Genomic DNA, 22,675 nt, shown 5'->3' with positions numbered 1-22,675 from the left:
CAGAGAGCGGCGGCGGGCGGGATGGGTACGCATGGTGGCCTCAGTTGCCATACAGGCGATTGCGCAGAGCGATCGTGCTCTGGTAGGCGGCGCGCATGCGGCCGTCAGAGGGCGCGGTATAGGTCACGCCGAGCGCGGTCAGCGGCGCACTCGAACTGGCCTGGACAGATGCGGCCGGATCTGGACTGGATACCACCAGCCCCAGCTGCACCGTGCCCACACGTTGCCAGCCACGCGAGGCCGGCACGATGGAGGCCTGAACATCGGTCGCGGTACCCTGGCGATCAATGTAGCCGGTGGGCGACACCGTGCTCAGACCGTGATCCTGGCCATACAGCAATTGCATGTTCTCCACGCCTTCGACCAGCGCCTCTGCCGGTCCCGCCACCAGGGCAGCACCGGGCTTGGCGGTGAAACGAAGGCGATACAACGACGATTGCTTGGTCGTAGCGTCGTAGCCCACGTACAGGATCGACGTCTCGGCGCGATACAGCACCGCCTGGCCGGGCTCGTAGTTGCGGGCGATGGCCACGTCGTTGTTGGGTGCAGTGCCCACCGTCACGGTGCCGGCCTTTGCATCGATCGCACGAGCCTGGAAGACCGTGGCGGAAATGCAGTCAGCCACACCGAACAGCCCCGGTTCGGTAACTCCGCTATCAAGCACGGCAAGACGTTTGGGATCAAAACTGAAAACCGGCTGGGCAACCGTTCCGGCTACCGCCGTGACCGGCACACCGGTCGGCACCAGATAGCGCAGAGCGACGATATCGCTGCCGTCGACCCGGTTCTTGATGGCCGCGGCGAACTCACTCGGCAACGCCGGGGAGTACTTGTTGCCCCCCGTTGACGGCGTTGCCGCCAACGTCACTGTGTCGCCCGGCTTGGTATCCGTTGCTTCGTAGCCCTGGATCGACCGCGCGAAGTCCAGCGCGGGGTGGCCTCCCCCAGCGAAGGTGGTTGCCAAGGTGCCCTGCGGATCATGCGCCTGATCATTCACGCAGCCGAAGTGTCCGGCCATGCGCAGTTCGCGTTGCAGGGAATCCATCGCGAAACGGCTGTTCTCCTGGACCCGCGCCAGCCCTTCAGACAGCTGGTAGGCCGTGCGTGAAGCGGCGAACACCTGGACCACGCCCAGCATGATGATCAGGCCGATGGTCAGGGCGATCATCAACTCGATCAACGACAGGCCACTCATCGTTTGGCGGGAGCGCATTCTGGTCATCACAGCAGGCTCTCGGCAGCAAAGGTGGTGTCAGCCTTCGAATCGGGATTCCAACGCTCATCGCCCCAACTGACCGACACCCGTACCCGACCGTCATTGACGGTTACCGTTCCGGATGCCGAGTCACCCAGTGCGCGGCCCAGGCGACAGCGCCAGTCGCGGGTGAAGTCATCCTTGCCGATATCCTTGCCAATGGACGGCGCGCAGTCCCCCTTGCCAGTGGTAGCAGCATAGGTACCGGCATAGCTGAGCGCGTTGATCCGGTTGGCCCGGATCTGATCAAGCAGCTCGTACCCCAGGTTGGTGGCCTGGGTGCGGTAGTTCGCGCTCTGCACGAACCGTACATTCATCGTCTGCAGCAGCGCGAAGCCCAGCAGGCCGATACCCATCACCAGGATCGCGATCATGACCTCGATCAGGGTAAAGCCCCCCTGCGCGGTACGGTGAGGCTGGAAGCCGATCCTTCTCATGAGCAACTCTCCTTCAACAGCCGGACCTGTCCCGTAGGCGATATGCGTAGCGTCCGCTGCAGGGGCTGGTCGCCACACTTCTCAGGGCGAAGTGTCACATCCACTTCCGCGTTGGCGCGATTGCGGCCACGTCCATCGAAGCCGATGGTCAACGTTTCAGTTGCGGACTTCATGGTCGGGCGACCTTCGCTGTAGCGCAGCACGTTCTCACCGGAATCAAGCGACCCGTTACCGTTGCGATCCTCCCAGACCATCCAGCCGTCGGTCCAGCTGCTGCCATCACATTCTTTGCCCGCTGTGGATGCGCATACAGCCCCACCATGCGTGTTCTTTATTGCCTCGGAACGGGCAAGTGCCAGCGACGCGATCAGTTCGTTGGTCGTCGTGGCCACACGATTTGAGCGGATCGTGCTCTGGAAGCTGGGATAGGCGATGGTGCTCAGGATCGCCAGCACGGCAACCGTGACCATCAACTCAACCAGCGTAAAGCCGTTTTGCCGGCGCAAAGACATTGGACGCTCCCCAGCGTGTTGATGGCCACGATGGGCCATCGCCCTGCCACCGGCAAGCGGCGGCAGGATGAACGGTCATTCCGGGGTGACGGGCGTCAACGCCTTGACGGCCCGCCCTCCCCTGCCTGTCCCGGCGCGATCCCCATCGCGCCGGCGCAGGCTCAGGCCAGCACCTGGTAGCAGGGCTGGTACTCGCCGGAGATCTTCATCCGGCGCTGTTCGACGAAGGCGCGCAGCAGCGAGTCCAGGGCCTGCATCATGTCCGGGTCACCGTGGATCTGGAACGGCCCGAACTGCTCGATGCGGCGCATGCCGTCTTCCTTCACGTTGCCGGCAACGATGCCCGAGAACGCCCGGCGCAGGTCGGCCGCCAGCGCGTGCGGGGCACGTCCGTGGTGCAGGTCCAGCGCGGCCATTGCCTCGTGGGTCGGCACGAACGGCTGCTGGTACTCCCACGGAATCTCGATCGACCAGTTGAAGAAGAACGAGTCCTTCTGTGCCAGGCGGTGCTCACGCACGCGCTTGATGCCGTTGGCCATCTTCTTTGCCACCGCCACCGGGTCGCCGATGACGATCTCGTAGCGCTCGGCGGCTGCATCGCCCAGGGTCAGGCGGATGAAGCGATCGATCTGCTCGAAGTACGGCGCTGCCACCGTCGGGCCGGTCAGGATCAGCGGGAACGGCAGGTCCTTGTTTTCCTCGCGCAGCAGGATGCCGAGCAGGTACAGGATTTCCTCGGCGGTGCCGACGCCACCGGCGAACACGATGATGCCGTGGCCGATGCGGACGAAGGCCTCAAGGCGCTTCTCGATGTCCGGCATGATCACAAGGTGGTTGACGATCGGGTTCGGCGACTCGGCCGCGATGATGCCCGGCTCGGTCAGGCCGATGTAGCGCGTCACGGTGCGGCGCTGCTTGGCGTGGGCAATGGTGGCGCCCTTCATCGGGCCCTTCATCGCGCCTGGACCGCAGCCGGTGCAGATGTCCAGGCCGCGCAGGCCCAGCTCATAACCCACCTGCTTGGTGTACAGGTACTCGTCGCGCGAGATCGAATGGCCACCCCAGCACACGACCAGGTTCGGGTCGCCCGGGTTGAGGATGCGCGCATTGCGCAGCAGGCCGAACACCGCGTTGGTGATGCCCTCGGACGACTCCAGCTCGGCCGCGTAGGCCGGGCCCATCTCGATGGCCATGTAGGCCAGGTCACGCACCACGGCGAACAGCAGTTCGGCGACGCCGCGGATGATCTCGCCATCGACGAAGGCCATCGCCGGTGCATTGACCAGATCGATGCGCACGCCGCGATCCTGCTGCGCCACCTGGATGTCGAAATCAGGATACAGATCGCGCGCTGCGCGCGGATCGTCAGAGGCACTGCCGCTGGTCAGCACGGCCAGCGCGCAGCGGCGCAGCAGCTCGTGCATACCGCCGGCAGACGCATCGCGCAGGCGGGCCACTTCGGCCCGCGACAGCACATCCAGCCCACCGCGCGGGTAGATCCGCGCGTCCTGCACCGGCAATGCACGGGCTGATTTTTCGTTCGTGGTCATGTCCAATTTTTCGCTTCCTTCAAGGTTTCCGACTGTACTGCCGCCCCCTTAAAAAGCAAAACGGCCGGGAAGCCCGACCGTTGGATGTGTGCTTCCCGCGTTCGCCTTTCCGGGACCGCATCGGCGGCGTTGGCACCGCGCACATTTCCGGATGCTACGCCGATGCCAGGTGACCTGCAAGGACTTTCGCATGAACGGAAAACGGCCGGGTTTCCCCGGCCGTTTTCACTTACTGCTTCAGGCTCTGACGGATCAGAACTTGTACTTCACGGTCAGCTGCATCGACCAGCGCGACACGGCGGTGTTGCCCTTGTCGTTGTTGTTTTCCTGGATCGACGAGTTGTCGGTACGGCCGGTGAAGTTGTACAGGTACTTGCCGGTAGCCGGGTCGATACCCGAGTAGTTGGCAACGCGACGGGTGGCGTAGAAGCCGTAATCGTCGATCAGACCCCACTTCTTGTTGAGCAGATTGCCGACATTCATGATGTCCAGCGCGATCTCGCCCTTGTGGGTCTTCGCAAAGCCCGGGAACTCCTGGCTGATGCGGACATCGAAGCTGTTGACCCACTTGGCGCGGTGCGCGTTGGCCGGGACCACGCTGCCACGGTAGGCATCAAGCTCCGGATTCTGCGCCAGCCATTCGAAGAACTTCTTCTCCATGTCGGCGCCGCCGGTGAAGATCACGTCACCCGGGCCCTTCGGCACGTAGAACAGATCGTTGGTGCCTGCGCCGTCGCCGTTCACGTCGTTATAGAACACGTAGCTGTACGGACGACCCGAACGGCCTTCATAGAACAGGCCGACGCGGGTGGCATTGTCACCGAAGAAGTTGTGCTTCCACTCCAGGGTACCGGTGATGCGGTCCTTGATCGCATAGCGCGAGTTGTACGCAACGTTGTCGTTGGCGTTCAGGCTCAGCGTATTGTTCCAGTTCGAGGTGTTCTGCGAGCTGGACAGCGGGCTCACTTCCTTCGCCTGAGTGTAGGTATAACCCAGCGACCAGCCCCAGTTCTCGGTCAGCGGCTTGGCCAGCGAGAACGTAGCCTGGGAACCACGACCCTTGTCGGTGTTGCGCAGCAGGATCACGTCGCCGATATCGCTCGGACGGTTGACACGGTCACTCGGGCAGGTCTGATCGGTGGCCGAGCAGGCACGACCGTTCTTCTGGCCAGCCTGCATGCCGTTCGAGCCAGCATTGGCACCGTTCATACCGTAGTCGTTCCAGTACAGCGCACGACCGTCCTGACCAACCGAGCGGTTGGCATTCGGGGTCATGACGTCCAGACGATCGAAGTACAGACCATCCTTGACCTTGGTGACCAGCAGCTCGGCCGACGCCACGATGCCGTACCACGGCAGTTCGTGATCGAAGGCCAGATTGGCCTTCCAGACCGACGGCAGGCGGGTACCGGGAGCGATCAGGTCGACGTTCTGACGTGCCGAAGCAAGCGACGGGTCCGGGATGAACGGATTGTCAGCATCGAAGCTGAAACCACCCGGATTGCGGGTCAGGTTGTACTCGGCGTAGTTCAGGCCGGTGTTCTGGTAGGCACCCGCCAGCCACACGTTCGGGGCAGCACCGCCGAACAGGCCCACGCCACCGCGCAGCTGGGTCGGGCGGTCGCTATCGAAGGTGTAGTTGAAGCCGACGCGCGGCTGGAACAGCTTCTTGTCGACCAGCTTGGTGTTGTTGAAGCCGTACAGCTGCTCGATGCGCGGGTTGTACAGGCGCTGGGTGCTGAAGTCCGGCATGTCAACGCGGACACCGAACATCAGGCTCAGGTTGTAGTTGATCGCCCAGGTATCCTGGATGAACAGACCCGTGTTCTTCAGGTGGAACTTCGCCGGAATGTCATCCAGGCTGCCACCAGCACGCGGCACGCGCACCTGGTACGCGGACGGGGTGCCGGCTTCAAACGCAGCCAGGTTGGCGAACTCATACGCGCCGTACAGGTTGCGACCGTAGAAGTTCATCAGGTCGTTGTCGGTGTAGTCAAAGCCGAACTTGACGGTGTGGTCACCGACATACCAGGTACCGGCACCGAAGGCGCTCAGTTCCTTCGACTCGACCAGGTTGGTGTGGGTGTTCTGCTCGGTACCCAGGTACAGCGAATTGTTGTTGTCGAAGCGGACGCGGATCTGCGGCAGGTGCGAAGCGGCAACGCGGTTGGACGAGTAGTCCTTGTGCGAGACCTTGAACTCGGTCGAGAAGTTCTCGGACCAGTCACTGAACAGTTCACCCATCCAGGTCTCATACTCGGTCGGCTGGGTGTACCAGAAGTCACTCAGCGAAATTTCGCTGTTGCTGACCTTCGGGAAACGCACCACGTCCTGCTTCATCTTGTTGTAGCGCAAGGCCGCACGGTGGTTCTCGTTGATGTTCCAGTCCAGCTTGACCGCGTACTCTTCGATCTCGGTCTTGTTGTTCAGCGCACCGACGCCGCCGACCTGATAGCCAAGATCGGACATGCGCTTCTGGACGCGGGCGATATCAGCATCGCTGATGCCGCCAGCCTTGTTGTAGGGGCTTTCGCCAAGGCTGACGCCGCCACCGCTACGCTCGTACTTTTCGTAGTTGGTGAAGAAGAACAGCTTGTCCTTGACGATCGGGCCGCCGAAGGTCATGCCGTAGGTCTTCTCGTCCTTGAAGCCGTTAAAGTCCTGCTTGTCACCTTCCAGGCGCGAACGGACCATGTCCTTGTCGCGGTACGAACCGTACACGGTGCCGTGGAATTCATTGGTACCCGACTTGGTCACGGCGTTGATCACCGCACCGGTACCACCAGCGATGGTGGTGTCGTAGTTGGCCAGGTCGATGTTGATTTCCTGGATGGCGTCCATCGACACCGGCTGACGCTCGGTCGGCAGGTTGTTGGAGCCCAGGCCGAACGGATCGGAGGCGCTGATGCCGTCGATGCGGATGGCGTTGTAACGGGTGTTCTGGCCACCGGCCGAGATCGCGCCGTCAGCCTTGCTGACCTGCGAGATACGCGGATCCAGGCGGATGTAGTCCTGGATGTTGCGGTTGGCCGACGGCAGCGCGTCCATCGTTTCGCGCGTCACGTTGGTGCCGCTGCCCATCTTGGTGGCGCTGAACAGGTCCAGGCCGCCGGCGGTGGCGACAACGTTCACGGCGTCCAGGTTGGTGGCGGCCAGGTCGCCGCCGAGACTGGCGTTGACCGTGTTGACCTGGTTCAGGTTCAGGTAGACACCTTCTTCGGTCTTGGTGCCTTCACCGGACTTGGTGATGGTGATGGTGTACGGGCCACCCACGCGCAGGCCGCGCGCGTTGTAACGACCCGACGCGTCGGTGGTGGCACGCGAAACGGTGCCCGACTCGGTGTGGGTGATGGTGACTTCAGCGCCAGCGACAGGCTGGCCTGCAGAGGACATCACCTGGCCGCCGACACCGGCAGAGGTGCTCTGGGCGAAGGCGGGAGCGGCGGCGAGCGCAGCCACGAGACCAAGGGTGAGCTTGGACATCCGGAGTGGGTGGGTCATTTTTCGGTAGCCTCGATGCGAGTTGGCGATGGCGGAAAAAAAGCGCATCCAAACAGCCCTGCGGGTGGCTGGTCGGACATTTATCTGGGGTTCCCTACCGCTTGGCTGAAGGAAGCCACAACGGTTAACACTAGATTAACACGCTACGCCATCAATGTGACGGTTGTGCGACAAACGGCACCGGATCGCAACGCAATCGTGACGGGTTCTTCACTCCGCCTTTCCCCGGCGCTCACTCGGCCGGGGACGCCCCGCTGGCATCGAGAATCCGGCCGCGCCAGGTGGCGCCAGCACCGGACAACAGGGTCACGGCCGCAGCGGCGGCGGCCTCCGGGCCTTGGGCGGCCGGGTCCTGGTCGACGGAATACGCCCGGGCCCGCAGGGCTGTGCGCAGTGGGCCGGGGTACAGGCCACTGACCCGTACCGGGCTGCGGCCGAGTTCGTCGTGCAGGCTGGCGATCAGGCCACGCAGGCCATGCTGGGCCACACCGTAACCGCCCCAGTAAGCCTGCCCGACCCGGTCAGGGGCATCGACCGCAAACACCAGCGCCGCATCTTCGCGCTGCCGCAGCAGTGGCAGGCAGGCCTGGGCCAGCCAGGCCGGCGCGGTCAGGGTAACGTGCACCGCGCGGGCGAAACTGGCCGGGTCGGCCAGCTCGAACGGGGTCAGGCCCGGGAAGTGGGCGGCACAGACCAGCAGGCCGTCCAGCCGCCCCAGCTCGCGCTGCAGGGCCTGGGCCAGCTCGGCATAGTCATCGGGGCCGGCGCCTTCCAGGTCCAGCGGGTACAGCAGGGGTTCCGGGCCGACCGCCTGGACCTGGGCATAGACACGGTCCAGGCGGCGCGGCTTGCGGCCCAACAGGACCACGGTGGCACCGGCCGCTGCGGCCGCAACGGCCGCCGCACTGCCCAAGCCACCGCCGGCGCCTGCAACCAGCACCACACGATCCTGCAACGGGCGGCCATCGAGCGCCCCGTCGGTCGGTGACGTCGATGGCCAGGCACTCATCCCTGGGTCGCCTCTTCGACGATGCGCTTGAGCTCGCCGGCTTCGAACAGCTCCAGCACGATGTCGCAGCCACCGATCAACTCACCGTTGATGAACAGCTGCGGGAAGGTCGGCAGGTTGGAAAAGCGCGGCAGGTTGGCGCGGATCTCGGGCTCTTCCAGCACGTTGACGGTGCGCAGGGTGACCGCGCCGGCCGCCATCAATGCCTGTATGGCGCGGCTGGAGAAGCCGCACATCGGGTATTGCGGGGTGCCCTTCATGAACAGCACGAGCGGGTAACGATCGACCTCGGCCTGGATTTGCTGCATTACCGCCACAACCACACTCCTTGCTTCGCCGGACAAACCGACCGTGATGGTCGGCTAGACTGCCCACGGTAGCCGCCATTGTAAGCGGATGGAACCGGCTGCCGCCGCCCCCTGGCCACGAACCTGTCCATGCCTGTCGAATTGCCTGCCCTGCCCTACCTTTCCGGCTCCCTGCAGCCGCATCTGTCCGCACAGACCGTGGAACTGCATCACGGCCGCCACCATCGCGCCTACGTGGATGCCGTCAACGCCGGCATCCTCGGCACCGAGTGGGAGGAAGCGTCACTGGAAGAGATCGTCCGCCACGCCCAGGGCACGCTGTTCGATGCCGCCGCACAGGCCTGGAACCATGGCTTCTACTGGCAGTGCCTGCGCCCGCGCGGCGGCGGTGAGCCGCAGGGGCGGCTGGGCGAGCTGGTCAAGCGCCAGTTCGGCGACGTGCAGCGCCTGCGCGAGGAATTCAACCGCACCGCACTGGGCCTGTTCGGCTCGGGCTGGGTGTGGCTGGTGCAGCATCCGGGCGGGCAGCTGGGCCTGCAGGCCACCCGCAACGCCGGCACGCCATTGACCGGCGAAAGCACCCCGCTCCTGTGCTGCGACGTCTGGGAGCACGCTTACTACACCGACTACCAGAATGATCGCGCGCGCTATCTGGACGCGTTCTGGCAGATGGTCAACTGGGAATTCGCCGAAAGCCAGCTGCGCTGAGGCAGCGGCTCCGCCACGGGGTAGTGCCGGCCGCTGGCCGGCATCCCCATACGCGCACGAACATACCCGATCTGCCGGCCAGCGGCCGACACTACCGGGAAACAGTACGGAGCTTCACGCGCTCTCGTGCGCGGCCACCGCGTCCATCACCCGTGCCGAGTACACCAGCGCGGCGCCTGCATTGAGCGACACTGCCACGCCCAGCGCCTCGGCGATTTCCTCGCGGCTGGCGCCGTGCTTCAGCGCTGCATCCACATGCACGGTGATGCAGCCGTCGCAGCGGGTGGTCACTGCCACGGCCAGCGCGATCAGCTCGCGGGTCTTGGCATCCAGGTGGTTGGTCTGCGCGCCGGCATTGGCCAGGGTGGCATAGCCCTTGACCGTATCCGGCGAGAGCTTGCCGATCTCGCCGATGCGGCCCTTCAGTTCCTTGCGGTAGGCATTCCAGTCGAGCATGGTCGTGACTCCTGTGAAAGGAGCTCCACGCTACCACCGGGAATGTTGCGCCGATGCCTGCACCGGCGCGCCACATCGTTGCATTGCCGGCCAGCGGCCGGCGCTACCGGGTTCAGCGGTTGCGCAGCGCGTGTACCGCCGGCGCCACCTGGGCCTGGCGACCCAGCTCCAGACCCACCTGGTCCAGTGCATCGGCCAGTGCATCAGCAGCATCATCGCGCAGCGTGGCATGACCGACCTTGCGGCCCTCACGCGGCTCCTTGCCGTAGTCGTGCCAGTGGCCGCTGGCCTGGGCCAGCACCGGCGCCGGGTCCGGCATCGCGCCCAGCCAGTTCAGCATGCAGGCATGGCCGAGCATGCGGGTGCTGCCCAGCGGCAGGCCCAGCACAGCGCGCAGGTGATTCTCGAACTGCGAGGTCTCGCTGCCTTCGATGGTCCAGTGGCCGGAGTTGTGCACGCGCGGCGCCATCTCGTTGGCCAACAGCTCGCCATCGCGGCAGAACAGCTCCAGCGCGAACACGCCGACATACTGCAGGTGCTCGGCGACGCGACGGGCATAGCCGATCGCTGCCTCGTGCTCGGCGGCCGACAACACGGCCGGCGCCACGCTGGCCGACAGCACGCCGTCGACGTGCCAGTTGCCGGTGACCGGCCAGGCCTCGAAGCTGCCATCGCGGCCACGCACGGCAACCACGCTGACCTCCCGCTGGAAGGCCACGAAGCCTTCCAGGATCAGACCAGTACGCTCGACCTGCGCACCCAGCGCATCCCATGCGGCATCGATGTCGGCCTCGCTGCGCAGGCGGAACTGCCCCTTGCCGTCGTAACCGAGGCGGCGGGTCTTGAGGATGCACGGCAGACCGAACTCGGCAGCCTTCGCGGCCAACTCGTCACGGCTGCGGATGTCAGCGAAGGCCGGCAGCGGAATGCCCAGCTGCTGGAACAGGGTCTTCTCGCTCAACCGGTCCTGGGCCACGGCCAGTGCGGCCGGCGGCGGGTAGACCGGCACGCGGTCGGCCAGGAACTGCGCGCTGTCGGCCGGCACGTTCTCGAAATCGAACGTGACCACGTCGACCTTGGCCGCGAAATCCGCCAGCGCCTGGCGGTCATCGAAGGCACCGACGGTGAGCGGCGCCAGCGGGCCGCTGCAGGCGTCGGCTGCGGGGTCGTACAGTTCGAAGCGCAATCCCAGCGGCGCACCGGCCAGTACCATCATGCGGGCGAGCTGGCCGCCACCCAGGATGCCTACGGTCAGGCTCATTGGCGCGGATCGTCGTGGGCCATCACGTCTTCGGTCTGGCGTGCGCGGAACGCGTCGAGCGCCTGGCCGATCGCCGGCTGGTCACTGGCCAGCATTGCGGCGGCGAACAGCGCGGCGTTGGAGGCGCCGGCATTGCCGATGGCGAAGGTGGCGACCGGGATGCCGGCTGGCATCTGCACGATCGACAGCAGCGAATCCATGCCGTTGAGGGCCTTGGACTGCACCGGCACGCCCAGCACCGGAACGGCGGTCTTGGCGGCGATCATGCCCGGCAGGTGCGCGGCCCCGCCGGCACCGGCGATGATCGCGCGCAGGCCACGCGGGCCCGCCTGCTCGGCGTAACTGAACAACACATCCGGCGTCCGATGCGCGGACACTACCTTCACTTCGAACGGAACACCCAGAGCTTCAAGCTTCTGGGCGGCGTGCTGCATGGTTTCCCAGTCGGAACGGGAACCCATGACGATGCCGACAAGCGGCGCGATCGGGTTGGGGGTCATTGGCCGTCACCTGCCTTAAAGACGTATTCTAGCCATCTTCCACGCAAGACGAAGAACCATGGATCGCAAGCTGCTCGACCTGCTGGTGTCACCGGACACCCGCCAGCCCCTGTCCCTGCTGGATGGCAAGGGCCTGGAAGCCCTCAACAAGGCCATTTCCGCCGGCGCGGTGAACAAGGCCGATGGCAACCCGCTGGCGCAGCCGCTGCGCGAAGCGCTGGTCACCCGCGACCGCAAGCAGGTGTTCCGCGTTGACGACGGCATCCCGGTGCTGCTGGCCGAGGAAGCCATCCCGACCGCCCAGATCGCCGACTTCCCGGCCGCATGAGCGCGCTGCCGACGCCGGATGCGGCCGTTGTCGCCGCCGATGTCGCGCGTGCGCTGGCCGAGGACCTGGGCAGCGGCGACGTCACCGCCGCCCTGCTGCCCGACCAGGCCGACAGCGCCTACCTGCTGTGCAAGCAGGACGGGGTGATCGCCGGCCGCCCCTGGTTCGACGCCACCCACCGCGCACTCGATCCGGACGTGCGCATCGAATGGCATGTCTCCGAGGGCGACACGGTCACCGCCGGCACCGTACTGGCGCTGCTGCACGGGCGCAGCCGCAGCCTGGTGAGCGCCGAGCGCACTTCGCTGAACTTCCTGCAGACGCTGTCCGGCACCGCCACGACCACCGCGCGCTACGTGGCGGCCGTGGCCGGCACCGGCACGCGCATCCTCGACACCCGCAAGACCCTGCCCGGCCTGCGCCTGGCACAGAAGTACGCGGTGCGCTGCGGCGGTGGAGAGAACCATCGTTTCGGCCTGTACGACACGGTGATGCTGAAGGAAAACCACATCCGCGCTGCCGGTTCACTGGCCGCAGCCGTGGCTGCCGCACGCCGGCAATGGCCTGGGTTGCCGCTGGTGGTCGAGGTCGAGGATCTTGCGCAGCTGCGCCAGGCGCTGGAGGCTGGTTGCGAACGCATCCTGCTGGATGACTTCAGCCCCGACCTGCGCCGCGAGGCGGTGCGCATCACGGCGGGCCGCATCCCGCTGGAAGTCTCCGGCAGCGTCGGACTGGGTGGCCTGCGTTCGATCGCCGAGGACGGCGTGGACTGCATTTCCATTGGCGGCCTGACCAAGCACGTGCAGGCGATTGATCTGTCGCTGAAGCTGGGCCCGCCGCCGGGCTGAGGCCTGACCCGGTTCTCACACCCGGCGTTCACGACAGCGCTGCGACGCTGCGGTCATCCCCCACAGGAGCCGCGCATGCGCCGGATGCTCTTGCCTGCCTGCCTGCTGCTGGCCGCAGCCCCCTTGTCCGCAGCGGCCGCCGAAGCCTGCGATGTGCCGCCCCGCTTCGGCCTGAGCCCGTTGGCGGTGGCCATCCGCAATACCGCCTGCAACGAGCACCGGCTGTGGTTCCGGCCCTTCATTGATCGCGATGGCCGCGCCGCCAGCCTCAGTGTCACCGAGGCCGAAAGCGATCACTTGGCCGACAACGGCCTGATCGCCTGGCAGCGCGTGGCCGGCTACTGGCGCAACAGCGGCACGCTCAACGCAATGGGCAGCATCGCCGGCGCCAGCAGCTGCCTGGCACCGCTGGGCACGCGCTACACCGACAGCGACTGCCGCGCCTTCCTGGTCGACAACCCTTGGTCGGCCGCGTTCATTTCCTGGGTGATGGTGCAGTCCGGCGTTCCCGGCTTCAACACCTCGCCACGCCACATCGACTACATCCGTGCCGCGTACCAGGCCGGCCCCTCGGGCGTGCCGTACCGGTTGGTCGATCCCGCGACCGCAAAGCCCGCACCGGGCGACCTGCTGTGCTTCCTGCGCGACCGCAGCACCACGCTCAGCTACAGCGGGCTGGTGCAGGCACTGGGCAATGGCTCGGTGGGCCACTGGAAATCACATTGCGAAGTGGTGGTAGCGGCCAATCTTGGCGGCGACCAGACCCTGTACCTGGTCGGCGGCAACGTGATGAACACCGTGGCGATGCGGCTGCTGCAGCTGGACCGCACCGGGCTGATCAAGCTGCCGCCCGCGCGCGAACGCAACAGCACCGGCATCGACCCCAGCTGCACGCCGGGCCGCGAGGACGAATGCAGCTTCAACCGCCAGGACTGGGCAGCACTGCTGCAGTTGACCGCCACATCACCGCTGGTGATGCCCTCGCCCACTGCGACGCCGATGCAGCCCGCCCCGACACCGCAACCGGTCATCGTGCCCGCGCAACCGGTATCCAGCGAACCGCAGCCGCGGCGGTGAATCCAGCGCTTGATCCAGCGCACGTTCGCCGCCATCTTTGCGGAACCGACCTCTGACGGCTGACGCCATGCCCACCCTGCTGCTGTTGCTGATTGCCGGCGGAATCATCTACTTCTTCTGGAACGCTGCGCGTTCGGCCGCCGAGCGCGCGGTCGAGCTGGGACGCAATGCCTGCCGCGCAGCCGACGTGCAATGGCTGGACCAGGCAGTGCATGCCACCGGCCTGCGCCTGTCGCGCGGCGAGGATGGCCGGCTCGGTTTCGAGCGCACGTTCAAGTTCGAGTATTCCTACGATGGCATCGATCGCCACGTGGGCCGCATGGTGCTGCGCGGCGACCAGTTGATCTCGTTCACTGGCCCGGGCGCGGCGCGGATCAGCCAGATCCGGCCGGATGCGGAGGATGCCGAGGATGTCTAAGGGCTTTGAGCGCCGACCAACGGTCGGCACCCACCGGTAAATCCTGTAAAGGAAAACGCCGCCCATCGGGGCGGCGTCAGAGGGATTACTTGACCACGCGCAGGTTCGGGCGACCCTTGGGCGGCGGACTGGCCGGCGGGGTATCGTCCGGCGGCGTGCCTTCCTCGTGCAGCAGTTCGTCGCTGGTCGGCGCGGTTTCGCTGCCCGGAATGTCATCCGGCAGTGCCATGCCCTGCCCGGTCTCGCGGGCATAGACGGCCAGCACGGCACTGATCGGCACCTGCACCGGGTAGCTGGTGCCGGAGAAGCGCGCCGAGAAGCTCACCATCTCGTTGTCGATCATCAGCCGCACGACAGCGCGTTCGGCGATGTTGAGCACAACCCGGCCATCCTTGACCGCCGAAGGCGGGACCTGCACGCCGGGGACGCCGGCGTCGACCAGGATGTGCGGGGTCAGCTGGTTGTCGTTGATCCATTCCACCAGCGCCCGCAGCAGGTACGGGCGGTGGCTGGTCATGTGGAAGAAGTCTTCGGTCATGCGTGAAGTGTACGCGCCCGGCGCCCCGCCGGGGCGGATCGCCTGCACGCCGGTCGGCGTGCAGACGGCTAATGCGGGGCCGGATCAGACCGGCAGATCGCGCAGTTTCTTTTCCTGATCGGTCAGGCTGCGGACGAAACCGGGATGGCGGAAGATGCGGTTGCCGTAGTCCTCGATCGCCTTGCCGTCCTTCGGCAGCGGCACATCCAGCGACTGCAGGCGCCAGATGATCGGCGCCATCGCGCAGTCGGCCAGGCTCATTTCCGGGTTGAGGAAGAACTTGCTGGCCTTGAACAGTGGCAACGAGGCCGTCAGCAGTTCTTTCAGGCGCTTGCGACCGGCCTCGGCCTGGGTCTTGTTGCCCAGCTGGATGGCCTGCACCTGCGGCACCCAGTCGTGCTCGATGCGCAGCATGGCCAACCGGATGCGGGCACGCGACAGCGGATCAACCGGCATCAGTGGCGGATGCGGATAGCGCTCGTCCAGGTATTCGCTGACCACCGACGCCGCGTACAGCACCAGCTCGCGCTCGACCAGGGTCGGCACCGAGTGGTACGGATTGAGGTCGATCAGGTCTTCAGGCGGGTTCTGTGGATCGACCGGAACGAAGTCGAAGGTCACACCCTTGGCCGCCAGGACCAGGCGTACACGGTGGCACAGTACGTCGTCGTTCGAGGAAAACAGCGTCAGTGTATTGCGCATGCGTACGCTCGCCGCCATCAAAGGCTCTCCCACGACAGGAGACCGCCTGCCGCATCGGCGCCGCCGGCACCGTGCCAGCGATCGACTCCTCCCCGAGTGTGCAACCGACCATCACAAAAGCCAATAGGCCCGTGCGATGGCCGGCGGCAGATTCAGTGAACGTCCTTCCAGTATTCCTTCTTCAGCAGGTACAGCAGGAAGGTCAGCAGGGCCAGGAACAGGATCACCCACACGCCCAGCTGCTGGCGCTTGAGCGCGGCCGGTTCGCCGGCGTATTCGAGGAAGTTGGTGATGTCACGCACGGCCTGGTCGTACTGTCCGGCATCGACGTTGCCTGGCGTTTCCAGGCGCAGGCCGGTCACCGGCGGGTCCATGCCCGGCGCCTCCGGCTTGCCATGCACGGCATGCTGCAGGCCCTGCATTTCCCACAGCGGGTTGGGCATGGACGCGTTGGCGAACAGCGCGTTGTTCCAGCCCAGCGGCCGGCTGCTGTCCAGGTAGAACGACTTGAGGTAGGTGTAGACCCAGTCACTGCCGCGCACGCGCGCGATCAGGCTGAGGTCCGGCGGCATCTTGCCGAACCACTTCTCGGCGTTCTCCTTGGGCATCGCCACCGGAATCGGGTCACCGATCGCCGAGCCTGTGAAGTTGAGGTTGTTCATCACCTCTTCCTCGGTCAGGCCCAGATCCTGCGCCATCCGCGAATAGCGCAGGTACTTCAGCGCATGGCAGCCGGAGCAGTAGTTCATGTACAGCTGCGCGCCGCGCTGCAGCGAGGCACGGTCACCGAGATCGTTGCCGGCCTGCAGCAGCTTGGTGCCGCCCTCGGCGGCGGAGGCCAGGAAACTGCCCAGCATCAGGGCGGCCGTCAGGGCCAGCCGGACCATCCAGCGTTCAGTCATGGGTGGTCACCCTCTCCGGTACCGGCTTGGTCCTGTCCAACCTTGTCCATAGCGGCATGGTGATGAAGAACGCGAAGTACAGGAAGGTCAGTACCCGCCCGATGTAGGTCTCGTGCACGTCGGTGCCTGGGCCGGAACCGATCACGCCCAGCCAGACGAAGCACACCGCCAGTACGCCCAGCATCACCTTCGAGATCCAGCCGCGGTAGCGCACCGATTTCACCTTCGCCTTGTCCAGCCACGGCACCAGGAACAGGATCGCGATGGCCGAGAACATCACCAGCACGCCGCCCAGCTTGTTCGGCACCACGCGCAACATCGCGTAGTACGGCGTGTAGTACCAGACCGGCTTGATGTGCTCCGGGGTCACCAGGCGGTTGGCCTCGGTGAAGTTGTCGTGCTCCAGGAACAGGCCGCCGAAACCGGGCGCGAAGAAGATGATGAAGGCGGCGATGATCAGCAGGAAACCGGCGCCGACGCCATCCTTGAGCGTGTAGTACGGGTGGAACGGGATACCGTCAGCCGGGGCGTTCGGCGACCAGCGGTTGCCCTTCGGCCCCTTCTTGATCTCCACGCCATCGGGATTGTTCGAACCCACTTCGTGCAGCGCGCCCAGGTGCAGCACCACCAGCAGCAACAGCACCAGCGGCAATGCGATGACATGCAGCGCGAAGAAGCGGTTGAGCGTGGCGTCACTGGGCAGGTAGTCGCCCATGATCCATTCGGTCAGGCCGTTGCCGATCACCGGTATCGCGCCGAACAGCGAGATGATCACCTTGGCGCCCCAGAACGACATCTGGCCCCACGGCAGCACGTAGCCCATGAACGCTTCGGCCATCAGCACCAGGTAGATCAGCATGCCCAGGATCCACACCAGCTCGCGCGGCTTCTGGTAACTGCCGTACAGCAGGCCGCGGAACATGTGCAGGTAGACCACGATGAAGAACAGCGAGGCCCCGGTGGAGTGCATGTAGCGGATCAGCCAGCCCCACTCCACATCACGCATGATGTATTCGATGGAACCGAACGCCTCGGCGGCGTTGGTCTTGTAGTGCATCGTCAGGAAGATGCCGGTGACGATCTGGTTGACCAGCACCAGCAGCGCCAGCGAACCGAAGTAGTACCAGATGTTGAAGTTCTTCGGCGCGTAGTACTCGCTGACGTGCTTGCGGTACACCGGCATCAGGCCCGGTGCCCGGGCATTGACCCAGTCGGCCACGCCGCTGGCGGTACGGCTGAGGATATTGGCCATCAGGCAGCCCCCTGCGGATCGACACCGATGATGATGGTGTTGTCGTCCTGGTAGTGGTGCGCGGGCACCTTCAGGTTGATCGGCGCCGGCACGTCCTTGAAGACGCGGCCGGACATGTCGAAGCGCGACTTGTGGCAGGGGCAGAAGTAACCGCCCTTCCACTGCGGGTCGTAGGGTTCAGGCCGGATCTCGGCGACCATTTCCGGCGAGCAGCCCAGGTGCGTGCACAGGCCGACCAGCACGGAGATGTCCGGCTTGATCGAGCGCAGCTCGGGGTTCTGCTTCAGCACGTACTCCGGCTGCTGGTCCTTCTCGCCGGACTCGGGGTCCTTGAGACGGCCATCCAGCCCGTGCAGCGCATCGAGGATCGCCTTGGACCGTTTGACGATCCAGATCGGCTGGCCACGCCATTCCACGATCAGGCGTTGGCCTTCCTGCAGGGCGCTGATGTCGGCCACCACCGGTGCGCCGGCAAGCTTGGCGCGGGCACTGGGGTTCCAGGATTTGATGAAAGGAACTGCGGTGAATCCGACGCCGACGGCGCCCACCACGGCTGTGGTGGCAGAAAGAAAACGCCGACGTCCGGTGTTGACTGGATCGTGTACCCCATCGTTGGCCATCCGGCACTCCGATATTGATTAGGTAGCTTTAAGGCTGCCAGCGGATCCGGTGGGGGCCAGAGCCGCATTGAATCACGGTCGAGTGTAGCGGAACCGTCGCGCGCCACACAACGCATTGCAACAACATTGATTGCGGGGTTGCCGGCCAGCGGCCGGTCGGTACCGGCCATTGCCCAGGGGTTGCCGGCCAGCGGCCGGCACTACTGGTGCGTCAATGCGGTGCGGTAACGCTCGGCCAGCTGCCCGACCCGGCGCACGTAGTACTGGGTTTCGCTGTAGGGCGGTACGCCACCATGACGGTCGACCGCGCCTTCGCCGGCGTTGTAGCCCGCCGCCGCCAGAGTCAGATCGCCATTGAAGCGCTTCAGCAGCCACGCAAGATACTGCACGCCGCCACGGATGTTCTGCCCGGCATCGTAGGAATCACTGACCCCGAAGCGGGCAGCGGTCGGCGGCATCAGCTGCATCAGGCCCTGCGCACCCGCGCGGCTGAGCGCGGTCGGGTTGTAGGCCGACTCGGCGTGGATGATCGCGCGCACCACAGCCTCTTCCACGCCGAACTCGCGCGCGGCCGAGGTGATCTCGGCCTGGAAGGCCGAGGTGTTCAGGCGCACGGTGCCGAAGTCCACGCGTGGATTGACCCCGCACGCGTAGCAGCGCTCCATGAAGCTGTAGCGGATGGTCCGCACCGGGCCGAGGTTGGCCACCTGGGTCGGGCGCGCACTGGTGTAGTGGCGCACGCCGTCCTTCATGAAGGAATAGACCTGGCCGCTGACCATGCGTCCGGCGCGCGGGGCGACCGGCTGTGCTGGAGCAGCTGCGGGCGCGGATGCGGGTGTCGGCGCGGCCGCTGCCGGCGTTGCGGCGCTCGCGGCAACGGCCACCGGATTGCGTTCAATGCTGGCCACCGCGGTCGGCGTCGGCCTTGGCGCGGCCACCACCGGGCGCGGCGCCGGACGGGTGTCGCGGCTGTAGCTGATGGTGCTGCAGCGCGCACCGGCCACCCGCTTGCTCACATAACTGGTGACGCCGTCAGGGCCCTGGCACTTGTACAGGGTTCCGGCGCTGGCCGGCGCAGCGGTCAGCGCAGCGATGATGATCGCCGTTGTCCCCAGTATCCCCTTCATGGCGGCGAGTGTCCCAGCTTCGTCGGGGCTTGCCAAGCGATGTGGCTCAGCCTGTGACCGGCGGCACAGCCAGCACCTGGCCCAGCCCGGCCAGGCGCTGGGCCAGTTCGTCGCGCAGGCCTGGCGGCGTGGTCCACAGCGCCACCGGCACGCGGTCCAGGCTCAGGATCTGCGCCAGCATCATGCCCCGGCTCTCAGCACCCATGCGCAGCAGGCAGTGCTCGGCGCCGTCCGCCTCCAGCACCCCGCACCAGGGCGGAATGCGGCCTTCCAGCTCGGCGCGACTGCCGGCCAGACGGACGATGGCCTGCAGCGCGAACGGGGCCTGGCTGACCGCCTGCCGCACCATCACATCCGGCGGCGCCGGGGTGCGCCGGTGCATGCCCGGCTCGGAGCACTCACGCACCGCGCCCATCCGGTCCACGCGCAGGGTGCGCCAGTCCTGCCGGCCCAGATCCCAGGCCAGCAGGTACCAGCGCCGCCCGTAGTTGACCAGGTGCTGGGCCTCGACCTCGCGCTGGGTGACGGCCTCCTGTGCGCTGCGGTATTCGAAGGCCAGCCGTGACGCCTGCCGGCAGTACTGGGCCAGCCGCCCGAGCACGCGCGCATCGGTGGACGGAAGATCGGACAGGGTGGCCGTCGCTGCATGCACCTCGCCGGCCGGCTGGCGGCGACGGGTCGGCACCAGCGGATCGAGCTTGGACAGCAGGCCACGCGCGGTGTCGTCAATGCCGGCGACGGTGGCCGAGGCCGCGCGCAGCGCGATGGCCAGGGTGGTCGCCTCCTCCTCGTCCAGCAGCATCGGCAACACCGGCGCGCCGGACCCCAGCTGGTAGCCGCCACCAACGCCGGCCGAGGCCTGTACCGGGTAACCCAGCTCGCGCAGGCGCTCGATGTCACGGCGGATGCTGCGCCGGTCCACACCCATGCGCTCGGCCAGTTCGGCCCCGGACCACTGGCGGCGGGCCTGCAGCAGGGCGATCAGGCGCAACAGTCGATGGGCGGTATGGCGCATGAAGGATCGAGGACAGAAGTCGTCCGCAATAGTGCCCCAGGATGAGCTCCAGTTCACCACCCACCGCAAGGAGCAATGCCATGACATCCCGCCAGATCACCCTGTACCACGCCGCCCGTTCACGCTCGAGCGGCGCCGTGGCCCTGCTCGAAGCGCTGGGTGCCGACTACCGCATGCAGGTGCTGGACCTGAAGGCCGGCGCCAACCTGGCCCCGGCCTACCTGGCCATCAACCCGATGGGCAAGGTGCCGGCCATCGTCCACAACGGCGCACTGGTGACCGAGCAGGTGGCGATTTACCTGTACCTGGCCGACCTGTACCCGGAAGCCGGGCTGGCCCCGCCGATCGGCGACGCCCTGCGCGGCCCCTACCTGCGCTGGATGGCCTTCTACGGCGCCTGTTTCGAGCCGGCGATGATCGACAAGGCAATGCACCGCGAGCCGCCGCCGCGCCTGATGTCGCCCTACAACGACGCGGAGACGGTGCTGCAGGTGATCGAAGCCCAGCTGGCACAGGGGCCGTACCTGCTCGGCGAGACGATGAGCGCCGCCGACGTGCTGTGGGGCAATGCGCTGGCCTGGACCACCGCCTTTGGCCTGGTGCAGCCGGCGCCGGCAACGGCTGATTACATTGCACGGATGAGTGCGATGACCGCTTTCGACCGTTCGCGGCAGATCGATGCGGAGCTGGCAGCGGCCTGAGGCATGCCGACGGGCGCGGCCGGGCGCTACCGGGGGGGCGGACCCGGAATTCCAGTAGATCCACGCCATGCGTGGATGACCCGCCCGCCGTGCCTGCGGGACGGAAAGCAGCCAGGCATGGCCTGGCTCTACTGGGCCGGCGCACGCGCTGGGATGCGGGTAGAATTGCCCGCTTTCCCGCCACCCGAATGGATTAAGCGCCATGACCGGGACGCCAGACGTCTTTCCGCCCGCCACGCCGGGCGGTACCCCGCTCGTTGCCCTGCCCACCGGTCCGCGCAAGCCCGACCAGGTGAAAGGCAAGCTGTACATCAAGACCCACGGTTGCCAGATGAACGAGTACGACTCGGCCAAGATGGCCGACGTGCTTGCCGCCAGCGATGGCCTGGAACTGACCGACAGCCCGGACGACGCCGACGTCATCCTGGTCAATACCTGCTCCATCCGCGAGAAAGCGCAGGAGAAGGTATTCAGCCAGCTGGGCGTATGGAAGGGCCTGAAGAACAAGGGCCGCGAGGTCATCATCGGCGTGGGCGGCTGCGTCGCTTCGCAGGAAGGCGAGGCAATCATCAAGCGCGCGCCGTTCGTCGACCTGGTGTTCGGCCCGCAGACCCTGCACCGCCTGCCGGAACTGATCCGTGCACGGCGCGAGCAGAAGCGCCCGCAGGTGGACATCAGCTTCCCCGAGATCGAGAAGTTCGACCGCCTGCCCGAGCCACGCGCCGAAGGTGCTTCGGCCTTCGTCTCGATCATGGAAGGTTGTTCCAAGTACTGCTCGTTCTGCGTGGTGCCCTACACCCGCGGTACCGAAGTCAGCCGCCCGTTCGAGGACGTGGTGGTGGAGGTGGCGCAGCTGGCTGCACAGGGCGTGCGTGAGATCAACCTGCTCGGCCAGAACGTCAACGCCTACCGTGGGCCCTATGGGGACGGCGAGTTTGCCGACCTCGGCCTGCTGATCCGCACCATCGCCGAGATCGACGGCGTCGGCCGCATCCGCTTCACCACCTCGCACCCGCTGGAGTTCAGCGATTCGCTGATCGATGCGTTCCGCGACGTGCCGCAGCTGGCCAACTTCCTGCACCTGCCGGTGCAGGCCGGCAGCGACCGCGTACTGTCGGCGATGAAGCGCGGCTACACCGCACTGGAATTCAAGTCGAAGATCCGCAAGCTGCGCGCGGTGCGCCCGGACATCTCGATCAGCTCGGACTTCATCGTCGGCTTCCCCGGCGAGACCGATGCCGATTTCGAGAAGACCATGAAGCTGATCGAGGACATCGGCTTCGACCACAGCTTCTCCTTCATCTATTCGCGTCGCCCGGGTACGCCGGCTGCGGACCTGGAGGACACGATCAGCGATGCCGAGAAGCACGCGCGCCTGTCGCGCCTGCAGGAGCGCATCAATGCGCACGCTGCCGGCATTTCCGAAAAGATGGTCGGTACCGTGCAGACCGTGCTGGTGGAAGGCCCTTCGCGCAAGAACCCGAACGAGCTGACCGGCAAGACCGAGAACATGCGTTCGGTGAACTTCCCGGCGCCGGCACGATTGATCGGCCAGTTCGTGGACGTGGTGATCACCGAAGCGCTGACCAATTCGCTGCGCGCGCGCGTGGTGGCGGAATAAGGCTAGGGTGTGCCGACCAACGGTCGGCA

Annotated in this window: 24 protein-coding genes; 7 read left to right on the top strand and 17 right to left on the bottom strand. The window is 66.0% G+C overall.

Features of this window, described 5'->3' with window-relative positions; genetic code table 11:
* Positions 1 to 40: 40 nt before the first annotated feature.
* From ACSYAO_RS07120 to grxD, 7 genes are all read right to left on the bottom strand, one after another.
* Positions 41 to 1,168, bottom strand: coding sequence for a PilW family protein (locus ACSYAO_RS07120; protein ID WP_440566734.1), 1,128 nt, complete (start codon positions 1,166 to 1,168; stop codon positions 41 to 43).
* Between the two features lie 53 nt (positions 1,169 to 1,221).
* Positions 1,222 to 1,692, bottom strand: coding sequence for a type IV pilus modification protein PilV (pilV, locus tag ACSYAO_RS07115; RefSeq protein ID WP_049399922.1), 471 nt, complete (start codon positions 1,690 to 1,692; stop codon positions 1,222 to 1,224).
* A complete protein-coding gene (locus tag ACSYAO_RS07110; protein WP_049399921.1) occupies positions 1,689 to 2,204 on the bottom strand; it encodes a GspH/FimT family pseudopilin in 516 nt (171 codons plus the stop codon). Before ACSYAO_RS07110 ends, pilV begins: the two co-directional genes overlap by 4 nt.
* A gap of 161 nt (positions 2,205 to 2,365) precedes the next feature.
* The gene (gene ppnN / locus ACSYAO_RS07105) at positions 2,366 to 3,754 is read right to left on the bottom strand and encodes a nucleotide 5'-monophosphate nucleosidase PpnN (RefSeq protein ID WP_197655538.1); all 1,389 of its coding nucleotides are present in this window, start codon (positions 3,752 to 3,754) and stop codon (positions 2,366 to 2,368) included.
* 252 nt (positions 3,755 to 4,006) lie between these two features.
* Complete coding sequence (locus tag ACSYAO_RS07100) at positions 4,007 to 7,255, bottom strand: TonB-dependent receptor (RefSeq protein WP_080355163.1); 3,249 nt, start codon at positions 7,253 to 7,255, stop codon at positions 4,007 to 4,009.
* Between the two features lie 232 nt (positions 7,256 to 7,487).
* Positions 7,488 to 8,264 (bottom strand): SDR family NAD(P)-dependent oxidoreductase, encoded by a 777-nt coding sequence (locus ACSYAO_RS07095; protein WP_049399918.1) that lies wholly within the window; start codon positions 8,262 to 8,264, stop codon positions 7,488 to 7,490.
* Positions 8,261 to 8,581 (bottom strand): Grx4 family monothiol glutaredoxin, encoded by a 321-nt coding sequence (gene grxD, locus ACSYAO_RS07090; RefSeq protein ID WP_049463564.1) that lies wholly within the window; start codon positions 8,579 to 8,581, stop codon positions 8,261 to 8,263. Before grxD ends, ACSYAO_RS07095 begins: the two co-directional genes overlap by 4 nt.
* Before the next feature lie 120 nt (positions 8,582 to 8,701).
* Between grxD and ACSYAO_RS07085 the strand changes: the two genes are divergently transcribed.
* Positions 8,702 to 9,280: a superoxide dismutase gene (locus ACSYAO_RS07085; protein ID WP_032128886.1), complete on the top strand. Its 579-nt coding sequence runs from the start codon at positions 8,702 to 8,704 to the stop codon at positions 9,278 to 9,280.
* A gap of 114 nt (positions 9,281 to 9,394) precedes the next feature.
* Here ACSYAO_RS07085 and ACSYAO_RS07080 read toward each other — a convergent pair whose 3' ends face one another.
* The 3 genes from ACSYAO_RS07080 to purE all read right to left on the bottom strand — a co-directional run bounded on the left by ACSYAO_RS07080 (position 9,395) and on the right by purE (position 11,497).
* Entirely contained in the window at positions 9,395 to 9,736 is a 342-nt protein-coding gene (locus ACSYAO_RS07080; RefSeq protein WP_004152082.1) for a carboxymuconolactone decarboxylase family protein, read from the bottom strand.
* Positions 9,737 to 9,848: 112 nt separating this feature from the next.
* Positions 9,849 to 10,997: a 5-(carboxyamino)imidazole ribonucleotide synthase gene (locus ACSYAO_RS07075; protein WP_032128885.1), complete on the bottom strand. Its 1,149-nt coding sequence runs from the start codon at positions 10,995 to 10,997 to the stop codon at positions 9,849 to 9,851.
* Positions 10,994 to 11,497, bottom strand: coding sequence for a 5-(carboxyamino)imidazole ribonucleotide mutase (gene purE, locus ACSYAO_RS07070; RefSeq protein ID WP_005412808.1), 504 nt, complete (start codon positions 11,495 to 11,497; stop codon positions 10,994 to 10,996). The genes ACSYAO_RS07075 and purE overlap by 4 nt, the downstream gene beginning before the upstream one ends.
* 58 nt (positions 11,498 to 11,555) lie before the next feature.
* On the opposite strand from purE, the gene ACSYAO_RS07065 reads away from it, so the two are divergent.
* The 4 genes from ACSYAO_RS07065 (at position 11,556) to ACSYAO_RS07050 (ending at position 14,168) form a co-directional block, all read left to right on the top strand.
* Positions 11,556 to 11,825, top strand: coding sequence for a Trm112 family protein (locus tag ACSYAO_RS07065; RefSeq protein ID WP_005408847.1), 270 nt, complete (start codon positions 11,556 to 11,558; stop codon positions 11,823 to 11,825).
* On the top strand, positions 11,822 to 12,673 hold the full coding sequence (gene nadC / locus ACSYAO_RS07060; RefSeq protein ID WP_049463565.1) for a carboxylating nicotinate-nucleotide diphosphorylase: 852 nt from the start codon (positions 11,822 to 11,824) through the stop codon (positions 12,671 to 12,673). Before ACSYAO_RS07065 ends, nadC begins: the two co-directional genes overlap by 4 nt.
* A gap of 75 nt (positions 12,674 to 12,748) precedes the next feature.
* Positions 12,749 to 13,750, top strand: a complete 1,002-nt coding sequence (locus ACSYAO_RS07055; RefSeq protein ID WP_134951966.1) for a DUF2272 domain-containing protein — start codon at positions 12,749 to 12,751, stop codon at positions 13,748 to 13,750.
* A 67-nt stretch (positions 13,751 to 13,817) separates the two neighbouring features.
* A complete protein-coding gene (locus ACSYAO_RS07050) occupies positions 13,818 to 14,168 on the top strand; it encodes a DUF3301 domain-containing protein (RefSeq protein WP_049423257.1) in 351 nt (116 codons plus the stop codon).
* A gap of 85 nt (positions 14,169 to 14,253) precedes the next feature.
* Here the strand turns inward: ACSYAO_RS07050 and ACSYAO_RS07045 are convergent, their stop codons facing one another.
* The 7 genes from ACSYAO_RS07045 to ACSYAO_RS07015 all read right to left on the bottom strand — a co-directional run bounded on the left by ACSYAO_RS07045 (position 14,254) and on the right by ACSYAO_RS07015 (position 20,324).
* Entirely contained in the window at positions 14,254 to 14,706 is a 453-nt protein-coding gene (locus ACSYAO_RS07045) for a ClpXP protease specificity-enhancing factor (protein WP_019659028.1), read from the bottom strand.
* An 84-nt stretch (positions 14,707 to 14,790) separates the two neighbouring features.
* Positions 14,791 to 15,426 (bottom strand): glutathione S-transferase N-terminal domain-containing protein, encoded by a 636-nt coding sequence (locus ACSYAO_RS07040; protein WP_005408842.1) that lies wholly within the window; start codon positions 15,424 to 15,426, stop codon positions 14,791 to 14,793.
* Between the two features lie 134 nt (positions 15,427 to 15,560).
* Positions 15,561 to 16,310 (bottom strand): cytochrome c1, encoded by a 750-nt coding sequence (locus ACSYAO_RS07035; RefSeq protein ID WP_032128878.1) that lies wholly within the window; start codon positions 16,308 to 16,310, stop codon positions 15,561 to 15,563.
* Complete coding sequence (locus tag ACSYAO_RS07030; protein WP_032128877.1) at positions 16,303 to 17,562, bottom strand: cytochrome b; 1,260 nt, start codon at positions 17,560 to 17,562, stop codon at positions 16,303 to 16,305. Before ACSYAO_RS07030 ends, ACSYAO_RS07035 begins: the two co-directional genes overlap by 8 nt.
* Positions 17,562 to 18,182 (bottom strand): ubiquinol-cytochrome c reductase iron-sulfur subunit, encoded by a 621-nt coding sequence (gene petA / locus ACSYAO_RS07025; RefSeq protein ID WP_010486121.1) that lies wholly within the window; start codon positions 18,180 to 18,182, stop codon positions 17,562 to 17,564. Before petA ends, ACSYAO_RS07030 begins: the two co-directional genes overlap by 1 nt.
* Positions 18,183 to 18,382: 200 nt before the next feature.
* Positions 18,383 to 19,309, bottom strand: a complete 927-nt coding sequence (locus ACSYAO_RS07020) for a lytic transglycosylase domain-containing protein (RefSeq protein ID WP_049463568.1) — start codon at positions 19,307 to 19,309, stop codon at positions 18,383 to 18,385.
* Positions 19,310 to 19,355: 46 nt separating this feature from the next.
* Complete coding sequence (locus ACSYAO_RS07015; protein ID WP_197655539.1) at positions 19,356 to 20,324, bottom strand: helix-turn-helix transcriptional regulator; 969 nt, start codon at positions 20,322 to 20,324, stop codon at positions 19,356 to 19,358.
* Positions 20,325 to 20,404: 80 nt separating this feature from the next.
* Between ACSYAO_RS07015 and ACSYAO_RS07010 the strand changes: the two genes are divergently transcribed.
* On the top strand, positions 20,405 to 21,025 hold the full coding sequence (locus ACSYAO_RS07010) for a glutathione S-transferase family protein (RefSeq protein WP_012510589.1): 621 nt from the start codon (positions 20,405 to 20,407) through the stop codon (positions 21,023 to 21,025).
* 202 nt (positions 21,026 to 21,227) lie between these two features.
* A complete protein-coding gene (gene miaB, locus ACSYAO_RS07005) occupies positions 21,228 to 22,646 on the top strand; it encodes a tRNA (N6-isopentenyl adenosine(37)-C2)-methylthiotransferase MiaB (RefSeq protein ID WP_049463570.1) in 1,419 nt (472 codons plus the stop codon).
* The last annotated feature ends 29 nt before the right edge of the window (positions 22,647 to 22,675 follow it).

It is taken from the genome of Stenotrophomonas sp. STK16_22 (assembly GCF_051984505.1).
Classification (GTDB): domain Bacteria; phylum Pseudomonadota; class Gammaproteobacteria; order Xanthomonadales; family Xanthomonadaceae; genus Stenotrophomonas; species Stenotrophomonas maltophilia_A.
The sequence above is the reverse complement of the archived record's forward strand: the minus strand, read 5'-3'. Positions and strand labels throughout refer to the sequence as shown.

Bases quoted from the DNA above. Each gene is read 5' to 3' on its own strand.
- pilV (WP_049399922.1), bottom strand. From the start codon at position 1,692: ATGAGAAGGATCGGCTTCCAGCCTCACCGTACCGCGCAGGGGGGCTTT.
- ACSYAO_RS07110 (WP_049399921.1), bottom strand. From the start codon at position 2,204: ATGTCTTTGCGCCGGCAAAACGGCTTTACGCTGGTTGAGTTGATGGTC.
- ACSYAO_RS07040 (WP_005408842.1), bottom strand. From the start codon at position 15,426: ATGGCGGCGAGCGTACGCATGCGCAATACACTGACGCTGTTTTCCTCG.
- ACSYAO_RS07055 (WP_134951966.1), top strand. From the start codon at position 12,749: ATGCGCCGGATGCTCTTGCCTGCCTGCCTGCTGCTGGCCGCAGCCCCC.
- ppnN (WP_197655538.1), bottom strand. From the start codon at position 3,754: ATGACCACGAACGAAAAATCAGCCCGTGCATTGCCGGTGCAGGACGCG.
- ACSYAO_RS07080 (WP_004152082.1), bottom strand. From the start codon at position 9,736: ATGCTCGACTGGAATGCCTACCGCAAGGAACTGAAGGGCCGCATCGGC.
- nadC (WP_049463565.1), top strand. From the start codon at position 11,822: ATGAGCGCGCTGCCGACGCCGGATGCGGCCGTTGTCGCCGCCGATGTC.
- ACSYAO_RS07010 (WP_012510589.1), top strand. From the start codon at position 20,405: ATGACATCCCGCCAGATCACCCTGTACCACGCCGCCCGTTCACGCTCG.
- miaB (WP_049463570.1), top strand. From the start codon at position 21,228: ATGACCGGGACGCCAGACGTCTTTCCGCCCGCCACGCCGGGCGGTACC.
- ACSYAO_RS07095 (WP_049399918.1), bottom strand. From the start codon at position 8,264: ATGAGTGCCTGGCCATCGACGTCACCGACCGACGGGGCGCTCGATGGC.
- ACSYAO_RS07065 (WP_005408847.1), top strand. From the start codon at position 11,556: ATGGATCGCAAGCTGCTCGACCTGCTGGTGTCACCGGACACCCGCCAG.
- ACSYAO_RS07075 (WP_032128885.1), bottom strand. From the start codon at position 10,997: ATGAGCCTGACCGTAGGCATCCTGGGTGGCGGCCAGCTCGCCCGCATG.
- ACSYAO_RS07035 (WP_032128878.1), bottom strand. From the start codon at position 16,310: ATGACTGAACGCTGGATGGTCCGGCTGGCCCTGACGGCCGCCCTGATG.
- ACSYAO_RS07020 (WP_049463568.1), bottom strand. From the start codon at position 19,309: ATGAAGGGGATACTGGGGACAACGGCGATCATCATCGCTGCGCTGACC.
- ACSYAO_RS07100 (WP_080355163.1), bottom strand. From the start codon at position 7,255: ATGACCCACCCACTCCGGATGTCCAAGCTCACCCTTGGTCTCGTGGCT.
- ACSYAO_RS07085 (WP_032128886.1), top strand. From the start codon at position 8,702: ATGCCTGTCGAATTGCCTGCCCTGCCCTACCTTTCCGGCTCCCTGCAG.
- ACSYAO_RS07050 (WP_049423257.1), top strand. From the start codon at position 13,818: ATGCCCACCCTGCTGCTGTTGCTGATTGCCGGCGGAATCATCTACTTC.
- ACSYAO_RS07120 (WP_440566734.1), bottom strand. From the start codon at position 1,168: ATGATCGCCCTGACCATCGGCCTGATCATCATGCTGGGCGTGGTCCAG.
- petA (WP_010486121.1), bottom strand. From the start codon at position 18,182: ATGGCCAACGATGGGGTACACGATCCAGTCAACACCGGACGTCGGCGT.
- ACSYAO_RS07045 (WP_019659028.1), bottom strand. From the start codon at position 14,706: ATGACCGAAGACTTCTTCCACATGACCAGCCACCGCCCGTACCTGCTG.
- purE (WP_005412808.1), bottom strand. From the start codon at position 11,497: ATGACCCCCAACCCGATCGCGCCGCTTGTCGGCATCGTCATGGGTTCC.
- ACSYAO_RS07030 (WP_032128877.1), bottom strand. From the start codon at position 17,562: ATGGCCAATATCCTCAGCCGTACCGCCAGCGGCGTGGCCGACTGGGTC.
- ACSYAO_RS07015 (WP_197655539.1), bottom strand. From the start codon at position 20,324: ATGCGCCATACCGCCCATCGACTGTTGCGCCTGATCGCCCTGCTGCAG.